The organism is Polaromonas sp. (assembly GCF_012927455.1).
Taxonomy (GTDB): Bacteria; Pseudomonadota; Gammaproteobacteria; order Burkholderiales; family Burkholderiaceae_C; genus Polaromonas.
In genome coordinates this window covers 1-14,646 of record NZ_JABBPE010000017.1, presented here as the reverse complement: position 1 = coordinate 14,646, position 14,646 = coordinate 1, and the positions used below count along the sequence as shown (strand labels likewise).

The following is a 14,646-nucleotide window of genomic DNA, read 5'->3' as shown; positions in this document are numbered from 1 at the left end:
TCAGAAAATAACAGCGGGCCGCGTCACGGCCCCATCATCGCGCCGCAGCGACAAGGCCGCCATTGGCCGGCCATAAATGCGGCGTATGCGCTCGGCCAGCGGCGGATGGCTGGCTAACCAGAGCCCTTGGGTGTTGCTGCTGACCAGCAGCATGTGCTGCAGCGCCGGCTGCAGGCTGCGCCGCCTGATGCCTGCGTCTCCATCTGAATCTGACTGCTGGCCCGCCACCTTGCGTAGCACGCCGCCCAGACCGTCTTTGCTGCGGGTGAACTGCACGGCGCGCGCATCAGCCAGAAACTCACGCTGGCGCGACACTGCCGCCTGCAACACCCGACCCGCCAGCCAGCCAAGCGAGCCGGTTGCCTTGATGGCAAAGCCTGGCAGGGCCAGCAAGGAGCGGTGGCCGTCGTCGCCCGGCTCACACATGCTGCAGCCCAGGTTGAAAATCATCTCCAACCCGAACACCATGCCGGTCAGCCGCATGTTCAGCCGGGTATCGCCCTCGCGCAAATGGCTTAACTCGTGCGCCACCAGGCCCTGCAGTTCGTCGCGCGTCAAATGGTCAAGCGCGCCCTGCGTGACGGCCACCACGGCATCGCTCTCGTCCCAGCCGGCGGCAAAGGCGTTGATGCCCTCCTCGCGGGTCAGTACCATGGGCTGGGGTACTTTTATGCTGGCGGCAATCGCCAGCTCGCTGACGATGTTGCAAAACTTCTGCTCGGCCTCGCGGCTGGCCGGCCAGGCCTCGCGGGCGCCAGCGCGACGCGCCAGCGTGACGCCGCCGCCGTGTAACGCCGAGGTCTCCAGCCACCAGCCGCCCAGCACGAACAGCAGCGTCACGGCGCTATTGACAGTAAAAAAATAGGCCGGATAGCCGTTGAAGCCTGGCGCCACCACGCGCCAGGTCAGCGCCAGCGCCGCGTTGACGGCCAGCAGCAATACCAGCAGCGTCAGCCCAAACAGCAGCAGCAGGCGTACGGTTTGCGCCCGGGCTTGTTCTTGTCGGTCAAAAAATCGCATCTGTTAGGCCCCTACGGTCGCTCAGTGCGTGTAGCTTCCTGCCCCCTCGGGGAGCAGCGAACCACACGAAGTGGGGAGCGTGGGGGTCATAACTGGATGCGGACGGCCGCGCGCTCTGCCGCGCTCTCGGTGGCGCGCAGCATGGCCGACGGCACAAAGCCAAACAGGCGGGCGATCAGAACGGCCGGAAATTGCCCTTGCGCATTGTTGTAGTCGAGTACCGCGTCGTTGTAGGCTTGCCGGGCAAAGCCGACTTTGTTTTCGGTGCTGGTGAGTTCCTCGTTGAGCTCGCGAATGGTTTGGTCGGCCTTGAGTTCGGGATAGGCTTCGGCGACCGCAAACAGGCGCACCAGGCTGCCATCCAGCGCCTGCTCCGCCGCACCCAGCGCGGTCACCGCAGCAGCGCTGGCCGGCCGGCTTCGCACCGCGTCGCTGGCGCTGCGCGCCTGGTTGCGCGCAGCGATCACGGCCTCCAACGTGCTTTGCTCATGCTGCAGGTATTTTTTGGCGGTCTCCACCAGGTTGGGAATAAGGTCGTAGCGGCGCTTGAGCTGGACATCAATCTGGCCGAAAGCATTGGCGATGATGTTTTTTTGCCGCACCAGGCGGTTGTAAGCGCCCACTGCCCAGAACACCAGCATGGCAAATACGACGATAGACACCAGGGTATTGCTGGGCATGAGAGGTTCCTTGAAACTGGTTCTGCAATCCAAGAGCGGAGCTGGACATATCGCTTTGCCGTCAGTTGCGGTGAGGTTAACTGGTTTTGCGCGGCCCGGGCCAGCGTGGAGCCTGCAACCGCTGAATCGTCGGCGCACCCGACATGCTATTAATTCAATAGCTGCTCACGCCCGTAATCATTGGGCAAGCGGCCTATTTTATTGGAATTTCAGGCGAATTGACTTGCCGCAACCACCAGCCGCCTCGCTGCACCAAATACATAGGCAAAAAAAAACCCCACACCTTTGCAGGGTGTGGGGCTGGCGCTTTTCAGGGCGCTAGGCGCAAAGACGGCTTACTCGGCCGCAGTGCTTTCGCCGCCGGCTTCAGCCGGAACAGCCAGCGCATCCAGCTCGGCTGCTTCCGCCTCGGCAATGGCACGACGCTCGGCGTCGTCCATCAGGTCCTTGGCTTTGCGCGCCTCGTGGTATGCCATGCCGGTACCGGCAGGAATCAGCCGGCCCACGATCACGTTCTCTTTCAGACCGCGCAACTCGTCGCGCTTGCCCATGATGGCAGCCTCGGTGAGCACGCGGGTGGTTTCCTGAAAGGAAGCCGCGGAGATAAACGAGTCGGTCGACAGCGAGGCCTTGGTAATACCGAGCAGCAAGTTGCTGAAGGTGGCCGCAAGCTTGCCTTCGGCGCGCAGTGCGTCGTTGGTGTCCAAAATGACCGAACGCTCGACCTGCTCGCCGGCGATGTAGCTCGAGCCACCAACGTTTTCGACCACGACACGGCGCAGCATCTGGCGAACAATCACTTCAATGTGTTTGTCGTTGATCTTCACGCCCTGCAGACGGTACACGTCCTGCACTTCGTCGACGATGTAGCGGGCCAACTCCTCCATGCCCAGCAAGCGCAGGATGTCTTGCGGGTCGGCCGGGCCGTCCACAATCGATTCGCCCTTGTTCACCACCTGGCCTTCATGCACCAAAATGTTCTTCTCCTTGGGCACCAGGTCTTCCCAGACTTTGCCCTCCGGGTCGGTAATCTGCAGGCGAACCTTGCCTTTGGTCTCTTTACCAAACGACACGGTACCGGTCATCTCGGCCAGCGTGCCCTTGTCTTTCGGCGTACGGGCTTCGAACAACTCGGCGACACGCGGCAGACCGCCGGTGATGTCGCGCGTCTTCTGGCCTTCGACCGGAATACGGGCCAGCACTTCGCCAGGGCCAACATCCTGACCGTCACGCACCTGAACCAGCGCGCCGATCTGAAAGCCAATCGTCACCGAGTGATCGGTGCCGGGGATCTTGACTTCGTTTCCGTTGGCGTCAATCAGCTTGACCACCGGGCGAATCACCTTGGTGGCGCCGCGGCGCTTCGGATCAATCACCACCAAGGTGGACAGACCCGTGACCTCGTCGACCTGTTTGGCCACCGTAACGCCGTCTTCCACGTTCTCGAACTGCGCCTTGCCGGCGAACTCGGTAATGATGGGACGCGTCAGCGGATCCCAGTTGGCCAGAATGGTACCGGCCTTGATGGTCTGGTCGGCCTTGACAGCCAGAGTTGCACCGTACGGCACCTTGTGACGCTCACGCTCACGGCCATGCTCGTCATGAATGACGATCTCGCCGGAACGTGCAATCACCACCAGTTCACCCTTGGTGTTGGTGACATAACGCATCGGCACGTTGAAACCGATCACGCCGTTGGACTTGGCTTCCACGCTCGATGCTATCGCCGCGCGCGATGCCGCACCGCCGATGTGGAAGGTCCGCATCGTCAGCTGCGTGCCGGGCTCGCCAATCGACTGCGCAGCGATGATACCGACCGCCTCGCCGATGTTGATCAGGCCGCCACGACCCAGATCGCGGCCGTAGCACTTGGCGCACAGGCCAAAGCGGGTCTCGCAATTGAGCGCGGTACGCACCTTGACTTCGTCCACGCCAGCGACTTCGAGTTCTTCGATCAGGTCTTCGTCCAGCATGACGCCAGCCTTGGCCAGCACTGCACGGTTCTCGGGGTGCAGTATGTCTTCGACCGCGGTGCGGCCGAGGATACGGTCGCGCAAGGACTCGATGACTTCGCCGCCCTCGACGATGGCGCGCATCAGCGAGCCATCTTGCGTGCCGCAGTCGTCTTCGGTCACCACCAGATCCTGCACCACGTCGCACAAACGGCGCGTCAGGTAGCCGGAGTTGGCGGTTTTCAGTGCTGTGTCAGCCAGACCCTTACGGGCGCCGTGGGTGGAGATGAAGTACTCCAGCACGTTCAGGCCTTCGCGGAAGTTGGCGGTGATCGGCGTCTCGATGATGGAGCCGTCGGGCTTGGCCATCAAACCGCGCATGCCGGCAACCTGGCGAATCTGCGCAGCCGAACCGCGGGCGCCGGAGTCGGCCATCATGTAGATGGAGTTGAAGGATTCTTGCTCGACTTCCTTGCCGTGGCGGTCAATGACGTTTTCTTTCGAAAGCTGGGCCATCATGACCTTGGAGACTTCGTCGCCCGACTTGCCCCAGATGTCCACCACCTTGTTGTAGCGCTCGCCGGAGGTCACCAGACCGGAGACATACTGCTGCTCGATCTCTTTGACTTCTTTCTGTGCGCGCGCAATGATGTTGTGCTTTTCCTTGGGCACCAGCATGTCCTCGATGCAAATCGAGATGCCGGCACGGGTCGCCAAACGAAAGCCCGACTGCAGCAACTTGTCGGCAAACACCACGGTCTCTTTCAAGCCGCACTTGCGGAAAGACACGTTGATGAGCTTGGAAATTTCCTTCTTCTTCAAGGCCTTGTTGATGTTGGAAAACGGCAGGCCCTTGGGCAGAATTTCGGACAACAGCGCCCGACCGCCGGTGGTTTCCCACAGCTTGGTCGAGGGCACAAACTCAGCCGTTTCCTTATCCTTGGTCCACTCGGTCAGGCGCACGCTGATGCGGGCGTTCAGGTCAAGTTCGCCCGCGTCGAAGGCGCGGCGCACTTCTCCGGTGTCGGAAAACACCAGGCCTTCGCCTTTGCCGTTGGTACGGTCGCGGGTCGTGTAGTACAGACCCAGCACCACGTCTTGCGACGGCACGATGGACGGCTCGCCGTTGGCCGGGAACAGAATGTTGTTCGAAGCCAGCATCAAGGTGCGGCATTCCATCTGCGCTTCCACCGACAGCGGCACGTGAACGGCCATCTGGTCGCCGTCAAAGTCGGCGTTGAAAGCCGAGCAGACCAGCGGGTGCAGCTGGATCGCCTTGCCTTCGATCAGGATGGGCTCAAAGGCCTGGATGCCCAGACGGTGCAGCGTAGGCGCACGGTTGAGCATCACCGGGTGCTCTTTGATGACCTCTTCCAGGATGTCCCACACCACTGGCGTGCCGGATTCAACTTCTTTCTTGGCCGCCTTGATGGTGGTCGCAATGCCCATGGCTTCGAGGCGCGAGAAGATGAAGGGCTTGAACAGTTCGAGCGCCATCAGCTTGGGCAAACCGCACTGGTGCAGCTTGAGCGTCGGGCCCACGGTAATCACCGAACGGCCCGAATAGTCGACGCGCTTGCCCAGCAAGTTCTGGCGGAAACGGCCCGACTTGCCTTTGATCATGTCGGCCAGCGACTTGAGGGCGCGCTTGTTGGCGCCCGTCATGGCCTTGCCGCGGCGGCCGTTGTCAAGCAGCGAGTCCACAGCTTCCTGCAGCATGCGCTTTTCATTGCGGGCAATGATTTCGGGCGCTTTGAGTTCCAGCAAACGGCGCAGGCGGCTGTTGCGGTTGATGACGCGGCGGTACAGGTCGTTCAGATCGGAAGTGGCAAAACGGCCTCCGTCGAGCGGCACCAGCGGACGCAGATCGGGCGGCAGCACCGGCAGCACGTCGAGCACCATCCAGTGCGGCTTGATACCGGACTTCTTGAACGCTTCCATCAATTTCAAACGCTTGGCGTTTTTCTTGATCTTGATTTCGGAACCGGTCAGATCGTTGCGCAGCTTGTCGATTTCAACGTCGAGGTCGAGGCTTTCCAGCAAGTCCTTGATGCCTTCGGCGCCCATCTTGGCGGTGTACTCGTCACCGTATTCTTTGCGCTTGGCGTCGTAGTCGTCTTCCGACATGATGCTGAATTTCTTCAGCGGGGTCATGCCGGGGTCGGTCACCACGTACGCTTCAAAATAAAGCACGCGTTCGATGTCGCGCAGCGTCATGTCAAGCACCAGGCCCAGACGCGAAGGCAGCGACTTCAGGAACCAGATGTGCGCGCACGGTGCGGCCAGGTCAATGTGACCCATGCGTTCGCGGCGGACCTTGGTCTGCGTGACTTCAACGCCGCACTTCTCGCAGATGACACCACGGTGCTTGAGGCGCTTGTACTTGCCGCACAGGCATTCGTAGTCTTTGATAGGGCCAAAAATCTTGGCGCAAAAAAGACCGTCGCGCTCTGGCTTGAAGGTACGGTAGTTGATGGTCTCAGGCTTTTTGACTTCACCGAAAGACCACGAACGGATCTTCTCGGGCGAGGCCATGCCGATCTTGATGGCATCAAAATGCTCATCGGGCGTAAATTGCTTGAACAGGTCGAGTAATGATTTCATGGGTTAAATCCTTTTCTTTCCTGTGAATTAACTGCGTTCCAGCTCGATATCAATACCGAGCGAACGAATTTCCTTGACCAGCACGTTGAACGACTCGGGCATGCCCGCCGTGATCGCGTGCTCGCCCTTGACAATGCTTTCGTACACCTTGGTGCGACCCTGCACGTCGTCGGACTTGACGGTGAGCATTTCCTGCAGCGTGTAGGCAGCGCCATAGGCTTCCAGCGCCCAGACCTCCATCTCGCCGAAACGCTGGCCGCCGAATTGCGCCTTGCCACCCAGAGGCTGTTGCGTGACCAGACTGTAAGGACCGGTCGAGCGGGCGTGCATCTTGTCGTCCACCAGGTGGTGAAGCTTCAAAAAGTGCATATAGCCCACGGTGGTGGTCCGCTCAAACGGGTCGCCGGTACGTCCGTCATACAGCTGGGCCTGGGTACGCGTCGCCGTCAAGCCTTTGGCCTGTGCGATGTCGTCAGGGTAGGCCAGCTGCAGCATCGCCATGATCTCTTCTTCCGAAGCGCCGTCGAACACCGGCGTTGCAAAAGGCACACCGGTCGTCAGGTTGCTGGCCATCTCAAGAATATCGGTATCGGACAGCTTGGCCAAGTCCTCGATGCGACCGGAACGGTTGTAGATGGTGTCCATGAACTTGCGCAATTCGACCACTTTAGACTCGGCCTGCAGCATGTCACCAATGCGCTGGCCCAAGCCTTTGGCGGCCCAGCCCAAGTGCACTTCGAGCACCTGACCGACGTTCATGCGCGAAGGCACGCCCAGCGGATTCAGCACGATGTCGCACGGCGTACCGTCGGCCATGTGGGGCATGTCTTCGACCGGAACGATCTTGGACACAACACCCTTGTTGCCGTGACGGCCAGCCATCTTGTCACCCGGCTGCAGCCGGCGTTTGACGGCCAGGTAAACTTTGACCATCTTGAGCACGCCAGCCGGCAGCTCGTCACCCTGCGTGAGCTTCTTGCGCTTTTCTTCGAAAGACAGGTCGAAACTGTGGCGCGTCTGCTCCATCGAGTTCTTGATGCTTTCCAGTTGCGAAGCGACTTCGTCGTCTGCGGGACGAATGTCAAACCAGTGGTACTTCTCGACGTCGGCCAGGTAGGCCTTGTCAATCTTGGTGCCCTTGGCCAGCTTCTTCGGCCCCCCGTTGGCGACCTTGCCATTGAGGAGTTTTTCGATACGGTCAAACGCATCGGCTTCCACAATACGCAGTTGGTCATTGAGGTCCAGGCGGAAACGCTTGAGCTCGTCATCAATGATCTGCTGGGCACGCTTGTCGCGCACAATGCCTTCACGGGTGAAAACCTGCACGTCGATCACGGTACCCTGCGATCCCTGGCTCACGCGCAGCGAAGTGTCTTTCACGTCGCTGGCCTTCTCGCCGAAGATCGCACGCAGCAGCTTTTCTTCCGGCGTCAGCGTGGTCTCGCCTTTTGGCGTGACCTTGCCGACCAGGGTGTCGCCCGGCTGGACTTCAGCGCCGACATAAATGATGCCGGACTCGTCAAGGCGGTTGAGCTGCTGCTCGGACAGGTTGGGAATATCGCGGGTAATCTCTTCGCAGCCCAGCTTGGTGTCACGCGCCATCACCACAAGTTCCTCGATGTGAATCGAGGTGTAGCGGTCTTCCGCGACGATGCGTTCCGAGATCAGGATCGAATCCTCGAAGTTGTAGCCGTTCCATGGCATGAACGCGATCAGCATATTCTGGCCGATCGCGATCTCACCCAGATCGGTTGATGCGCCGTCGGCGATCACGTCGCCCTTGGCCAGCTTGTCGCCAATTTTTACGATCGGACGCTGGTGAATGTTGGTGTTCTGGTTGGAACGCTGATACTTGATCAGGTTGTAGATGTCCACACCGACTTCACCAGCAAGCGCCTCGGCATCGTTGACGCGAACCACAATGCGGGTCGCATCGACGTAGTCGACCACGCCACCACGGTTGGCGGTCACCACCGTGCCCGAGTCCACCGCCGCCACACGCTCGATACCGGTGCCCACCAGCGGCTTTTCCGGACGCAGCACGGGCACGGCCTGACGCGACATGTTGGCGCCCATCAGCGCGCGGTTGGCATCATCGTGTTCCAGGAAAGGAACCAGCGAGGCAGCCACCGAGACGATCTGCGCCGGTGACACATCCATGTACTGCACGCGCTCTGCGCCCACCAGCACGGATTCACCGTTTTCACGCGCAGACACCAGATCGCCGGTCAGCTTGCCAGCGTCATCGAGCAGCGCATTGGCCTGCGCAATCACGTACTTGCCTTCTTCAATGGCAGACAGGTAATCGATCTGGTCGGTAATCTTGGTGTCCACCACACGGCGGTACGGCGTTTCAATAAAGCCGTACTCGTTGAGGCGGGCATACAAGGCCAGCGAGTTGATCAAACCAATGTTCGGACCTTCCGGCGTTTCAATCGGACAGACGCGGCCGTAATGGGTGACGTGCACGTCGCGCACTTCAAAGCCTGCGCGCTCGCGCGTCAAACCACCGGGGCCAAGGGCCGAAACACGGCGCTTGTGGGTGATCTCGGCCAGCGGATTGGTCTGGTCCATGAACTGCGACAGCTGCGAGGCACCGAAGAATTCCTTCAGCGCAGCGGAGATCGGCTTGCTGTTGATCAGGTCATGCGGCATCAGCGGCTCTTGCTCAGCCTGACCGAGACGCTCTTTCACGGCCTTTTCGATACGCGCCAAACCGGTGCGGTACTGGTTTTCAGCAAGCTCACCGACGCAACGCACCCGGCGATTGCCAAGGTGGTCAATGTCATCTACTTCGCCGTTGCCGTTACGCAAGTCCACCAGGATCTTGACTACAGCGAGGATGTCCTCGTTGGTCATGACCATGGGGCCGGTGGAAGACTCGCGTCCGACACGGGCGTTGAACTTCATGCGGCCAACTCGGGACAGGTCGTAGGTGTCCGGGTTGTAGAACAGACGCTGGAACAAGGCCTGCACGGCGTCTTCCGTCGGCGGCTCGCCTGGGCGCATCATGCGATAAATCGCTACGCGCGCCGCAAATTCGTCGGCCGTCTCATCCGAACGCAGGGTTTGCGAAATGTAAGAGCCCTGGTCCAATTCGTTGGTGTAGAGCACCTGCAGGTCATGTACGCCCGACGTCCGCAACTTCTTGAGCAGTACTTCGGTCAGCTCATCGTTGGCCTTGGCAATGATCTCACCGGTTTCGGCGTCGACGATGTTCTTGGCGACCACACGGCCTACCAGGAAATCTTCAGGCACGCTGATTGTGGTGGTGCCGCTTTGCTCCAGCTCGCGGGTGTGGCGAACCGTGATGCGCTTGTCTTTGGCAACAACTACCTTGCCGGTTTTGTCGGTGATGTCAAAACGGGCAACTTCTCCGCGCATGCGCTCAGCGACGAACTCCATCTGCGCGCCACTGTCCATCAAACGGAAGTTGTCGAACACAAAGAAGTTGGCCAGGATGGATTCGTGGTTCAGGCCAATCGCCTTGAGCAAAATTGTCACCGGCATCTTGCGGCGACGATCAACGCGGAAATACAGGATGTCTTTCGGGTCGAACTCGAAGTCCAGCCATGAGCCGCGGTAAGGAATGATGCGGGCCGAAAACAGCAGTTTGCCCGAGCTGTGGGTTTTGCCCTTGTCGTGTTCAAAGAACACGCCTGGCGAACGGTGCAGCTGCGACACGATGACGCGCTCGGTGCCGTTGATCACGAAAGAGCCCTTGTCGGTCATGAGCGGCACTTCGCCCATGTAAACCTCCTGCTCCTTGACTTCCTTGACGACCTTGGACTGCGAGGTGGACGACTCGCGGTCATAAATGATCAGTTGCACCTTGGCGCGTACCGCCGAGGCGAAGGTCAGTCCACGGGTCTGGCACTCGCGCACGTCGAATGCGGGCTTGGCCAGGTTGTACTCAAGGAATTTCATCTCGACAAAGCCGTTGTGCGAGACGATAGGAAAGGCGTTCTCAAACGCTGCCTGCAAGCCTTCAACAGTGCGCTTTTGCGGTGCACGATCGGCTTGCAGGAACGCTGTGTAAGCGTCCTTCTGCATTTGCAGTAGATAGGGAACGGTCAACACGCTTTCGCGGTTGCCGAAACTTTTGCGGATGCGTTTACGTTCGGTATAAGAATAGGCCATGAGTTCTCCGCGTTGATGGGCTCTGATGACTCTCGTGCCCGAATACACCACGTATTCAGACAGCTTGGTGGTTGGCCACTACCAACCATGGCGGACAGTGACAGATTGCATGTCACCCGAACCAAGGCGTTTTCTGCAGTCGGGGTCAGAAAACACTGGAAAAAAGACTGTGGCAATCTTTTTTCCAGTGTTTCTTGAAACACCAGAAGGGGCATTCGCCCTATTAGGTGTTTCTTGAATACCGCAGAACCGGCCCGAGGGCTTCTTTTGCGGTGTACTCCTTGAAACACGAAAGGCTGGAAGCCCGACTTGGGTCTTCCAGCCTTTGCAAACGCAAGAATTACTTCAGTTCGACTTTCGCGCCGGCATCTTCCAGCTTTTTCTTGGCAGCTTCTGCGTCGGCCTTTGGAATGGCTTCTTTGACGTTCTTCGGAGCGCCATCCACCAGATCCTTGGCTTCTTTAAGGCCCAGACCGGTCAGTTCGCGAACTGCTTTGATAACTTGCACCTTTTGGGCACCAGCCTCAAGCAGCACGACGTTGAAGTCGGTCTTCTCTTCAACGGCCGCAGCTGCACCACCACCGCCAGCTGCAGGAGCCGACATGGCTGCCGCGCTCACACCAAATTTCTCTTCAATGGCTTTCACCAGTTCGTTGAGTTCGAGGACCGTCATGCTATCCAGCGCGGTCAAAAATGCGTCTTTGTCGAATGCCATTTTGATTTCCTAAAAAAGTTGGTACAAATTAAGCCGCTGCGGCTTCAGCAGCAGGCTCGTCCGCCACAGCCACTTCGCCGCCGCCTTTTTTCGCTGCCAGCGCGGCCAGCACAACGGCCGTACGCGATATGGGCGACATCAGCAAGCCACACAACATAGCCAGCAACACGTCCTTCGGAGGAATGCTGGCCAGTTGCTTCACGCCGTTCACGTCCAGGGTTTTGCCACCGAATGCGCCACAGCGAATCACCAACTTGTCGTTGGTTTTCGCGAAGTCAGCCACTACTTTCGCAGCAGCTACAGCATCGGTGGAAAAGCCGTAGATCAGCGGCCCGGTCATCTGGTCGGACACGACTTCGAATGCGCTACCGGCCACGGCACGGCGAGCCAGGGTGTTCTTCAGAACACTCAGGGTCACGCCTCTGTCGCGAGCTTGGCTGCGCAGCTTGGTCATATCAGCGACCGTGATGCCACGGTATTCCGCCATCACGAGCGTTTGAGCTTTAGCGGCGAGTCCTGTCACTTCATCAATGACGGCTTGTTTCTCACTGCGATTGAGACTCAAGGTCTACTCCTTAAAAATGCATCGTCGGGTCTCAGCCTGCTTTCGCCTGCTATTAACCCTTCAACACGCTCAAATTCAGCGACCAACTGTTTTCAGATTCCTTGCAAAACCATTCAAGCAGCGGGACCGCCATCTGCGTTGGCTGTCTTTCGATTAAGTGCCTGGCCCAAAAGTTATTTCACTCAGGTCGGCACACCAACGGTCTTGGATGACCTGCCGGAGAAAACTCCGGCAGCCCACCACATCGAACGACTCTTTCGAGCCGTCCAAATCTTTGTACTTACGCCGAGATGGTCTGCGTGTCGACGCGCACGCCCACACCCATCGTTGACGAAACTGCCACTTTCCTCAAATACACACCTTTGCTGGTAGCGGGCTTGGCCTTGACCAGCGCATCGATCAACGCAGCCAGGTTGCCTTGCAGCTTGGCGGTGTCAAACGAACGACGGCCAATCGTGCCGTGCACGATCCCGCCCTTGTCCACACGGAATTGGACCTGGCCGGCTTTGGCGTTTTTAACCGCAGTAGCGACATCAGGCGTCACGGTGCCCACCTTCGGGTTAGGCATCAAGCCACGGGGGCCCAGAATCTGGCCCAGCGTACCGACAATGCGCATGGCATCGGGGGAAGCAATCACCACGTCGAAATCCATCTTGCCCGCTTTGATGTCGGCAGCCAGATCGTCCATGCCAACAATGTCGGCACCGGCGGCTTTGGCTTCTTCAGCCTTGGCGCCCTGGGCAAACACTGCAACGCGCTTGGTTTTGCCGGTGCCGTTGGGCAACACGACCGCGCCGCGCACGACCTGGTCGGATTTCTTGGCATCAATGCCGAGTTGCACGGCCACATCGATGGACTCATCGAACTTGGCGACGGCAAACTCTTTAACAAGACCCAGGGCATCAAGCAATGCGTACAATTTGTTGCTGTCGATTTTGTCGCCGACAGTTTTTTGACGTTTGGTCAGCTTGCTCATACAACCCCTTCCACCGTCACACCCATGGAACGGGCAGAACCAGCAATAGTACGAACTGCCGCGTCGAGATCGGCCGCAGTCATGTCTTTCATTTTTGTTTTGGCGATTTCTTCCAGCTGAGCGCGGGTGATCTTGCCAACCTTGGCGGTATGCGGCGTCGCCGAACCCTTATCAAGTTTGATGGCTTTCTTGATCAGCGTGACGGCCGGAGGCGTCTTGATGATGAATGTAAAGCTCTTGTCCGCGTACGCGGTAATCACCACGGGCAGCGGCAGGCCTGGCTCGACGCCCTGGGTCTGGGCATTGAATGCCTTGCAGAATTCCATGATGTTCAAGCCGCGCTGACCCAGCGCAGGGCCGATAGGCGGTGATGGATTGGCCTTGCCAGCTGGTACTTGCAGCTTGACGAAGCCGACGATTTTTTTCGCCATACTTTTCTCCTTGCGGGTCATAACGCCTGAACGCTGTACATGACAGGCTCGGGCTCCCCGGGGTTACACAACTCAATAATGATTCAGAAGAATCATCCGCGCCGAGTTGCAAAGCGCGAAATTCCGGAGGGGTGTCAGGTCTTTTCGATCTGACTGAATTCCAGCTCTACTGGTGTCGCACGTCCGAAAATCGTGACCGAAACACGAACCTTGTTCTTGTCGTAGTTGACTTCTTCGACCGTGCCGTTGAAGTCGGTGAACGGACCATCTTTGACGCGGACATATTCGCCCGTTTCAAATTCAACCTTGTGACGCGGCTTCTCTGTGCCTACCTGCATCTGGTTGACGATTTTCTGGACATCTTCTTCAGAAATCGGCGCCGGCCGGTTCTTGGCGCCACCGACAAATCCTGTGACCTTGTTGGTGTGTTTCACCAGGTGCCAGGTTTCGTCGTCCATCACCATCTCGACCAGCACGTAACCCGGAAAGAAGCGGCGCTCCGTGGTTTTCTTCTGTCCGTTCTTGATCTCGACCACTTCTTCGGTGGGCACCAGGAAGCGACCAAACTTGGACTGCATTCCGGCGCGGTTGATGCGCTCAACAATATTGCGCTCGACCGCTTTTTCCATGCCGGAATAAGCGTGTACAACATACCACTGCATGCCGGGGGTCGGCGTGAGGGAGGCACCCGCCGCTACTTGGCTGACCATCGCGCCGTTCAAATCGCTCATCATCTTTTCCATCCCAAGATCAGGTCGTAAAACACCCATTCAAGCGCCTTGTCCGTCAACCACAAAAACAAGGCCATGATCACGACAAAGCCGAACACATAAGCCGTCATCTGCATTGCCTCTTTACGGCTGGGCCAGACAACTTTTTTCACTTCGCGTACAGAGTCCCGTCCGAAGGCCACAAACTGCTTGCCCGACTCCGAGGTCACAAACACCACCACGGCCGCCACCAGGCCCGCAATCAGCGCCCCCCACTGCACAACCTGGCCCTGCTTGCTCAGCAGATAAAAACCCGCTAGAGAAGCCACAACCAACGCAATGGCCAGACCGAGCTTGGCCTTGTCGGCGCTGGTGCTGACGGTTTCAACTTGAGAAGAGGCCATGTTGCCGGATTTCCTGTTCATTCTTCGTGCGTCTTGACAGACGCTTAAGCCCACCTGAAGTTTCACTCCGGGCGGGCTTGCTTGTTATCTTTTCAAACCACCTGCACTGCTGAAACGTTAGCGACACGCATCAAAAGCCGGGTGGCAGGGGCAGTAGGAATCGAACCTACAACCTTCGGTTTTGGAGACCGACGCTCTGCCAATTGAGCTATACCCCTTCATCTCTCAATCAGTGGGGGACAGAACAAAGAAAGCTTGGCTTTTATTGGACTATTCCCAAAAACAAACTCATTACGCGATGATCTTTGCCACAACGCCGGCACCAACGGTCTTGCCGCCTTCGCGAATGGCGAAGCGCAAGCCTTCTTCCATGGCGATCGGGTTGATCAGCTTGACCGTGATTGACACGTTGTCGCCCGGCATCACCATCTCTTTGCCTTCTGGCAACT

General features: G+C 58.6%; 10 protein-coding genes, 1 tRNA gene and 1 pseudogene. All 12 read right to left on the bottom strand.

From position 1 onward, the window contains the following. Window positions 1-1,020 (bottom strand): M48 family metalloprotease, encoded by a 1,020-nt coding sequence (locus HHJ18_RS17985; protein ID WP_296917426.1) that lies wholly within the window; start codon window positions 1,018-1,020, stop codon window positions 1-3. Between the two features lie 86 nt (window positions 1,021-1,106). After that, window positions 1,107-1,700, bottom strand: a complete 594-nt coding sequence (locus HHJ18_RS17980) for a LemA family protein (RefSeq protein WP_296917424.1) — start codon at window positions 1,698-1,700, stop codon at window positions 1,107-1,109. A 335-nt stretch (window positions 1,701-2,035) separates the two neighbouring features. Continuing rightward, the gene (gene rpoC, locus HHJ18_RS17975; protein WP_296917422.1) at window positions 2,036-6,256 is read right to left on the bottom strand and encodes a DNA-directed RNA polymerase subunit beta'; all 4,221 of its coding nucleotides are present in this window, start codon (window positions 6,254-6,256) and stop codon (window positions 2,036-2,038) included. Between the two features lie 27 nt (window positions 6,257-6,283). Next, on the bottom strand, window positions 6,284-10,396 hold the full coding sequence (rpoB, locus tag HHJ18_RS17970; RefSeq protein WP_296917420.1) for a DNA-directed RNA polymerase subunit beta: 4,113 nt from the start codon (window positions 10,394-10,396) through the stop codon (window positions 6,284-6,286). 340 nt (window positions 10,397-10,736) lie between these two features. Further along, window positions 10,737-11,111, bottom strand: coding sequence for a 50S ribosomal protein L7/L12 (rplL, locus tag HHJ18_RS17965; protein ID WP_296917418.1), 375 nt, complete (start codon window positions 11,109-11,111; stop codon window positions 10,737-10,739). Window positions 11,112-11,139: 28 nt separating this feature from the next. After that, window positions 11,140-11,676, bottom strand: a complete 537-nt coding sequence (rplJ, locus tag HHJ18_RS17960; protein ID WP_296917416.1) for a 50S ribosomal protein L10 — start codon at window positions 11,674-11,676, stop codon at window positions 11,140-11,142. Window positions 11,677-11,956: 280 nt separating this feature from the next. Beyond that, window positions 11,957-12,652, bottom strand: coding sequence for a 50S ribosomal protein L1 (gene rplA, locus HHJ18_RS17955; protein ID WP_296917415.1), 696 nt, complete (start codon window positions 12,650-12,652; stop codon window positions 11,957-11,959). After that, window positions 12,649-13,083: a 50S ribosomal protein L11 gene (gene rplK, locus HHJ18_RS17950; protein WP_011485322.1), complete on the bottom strand. Its 435-nt coding sequence runs from the start codon at window positions 13,081-13,083 to the stop codon at window positions 12,649-12,651. Before rplK ends, rplA begins: the two co-directional genes overlap by 4 nt. 134 nt (window positions 13,084-13,217) lie before the next feature. After that, window positions 13,218-13,793, bottom strand: coding sequence for a transcription termination/antitermination protein NusG (gene nusG / locus HHJ18_RS17945; RefSeq protein ID WP_296917569.1), 576 nt, complete (start codon window positions 13,791-13,793; stop codon window positions 13,218-13,220). A gap of 20 nt (window positions 13,794-13,813) precedes the next feature. Beyond that, the gene (secE, locus tag HHJ18_RS17940; RefSeq protein WP_296917413.1) at window positions 13,814-14,197 is read right to left on the bottom strand and encodes a preprotein translocase subunit SecE; all 384 of its coding nucleotides are present in this window, start codon (window positions 14,195-14,197) and stop codon (window positions 13,814-13,816) included. A 142-nt stretch (window positions 14,198-14,339) separates the two neighbouring features. After that, window positions 14,340-14,415 (bottom strand) — tRNA-Trp (locus HHJ18_RS17935). Between the two features lie 73 nt (window positions 14,416-14,488). After that, window positions 14,489-14,646, bottom strand: a pseudogene (gene tuf, locus HHJ18_RS17930) (elongation factor Tu); the annotation flags it as partial.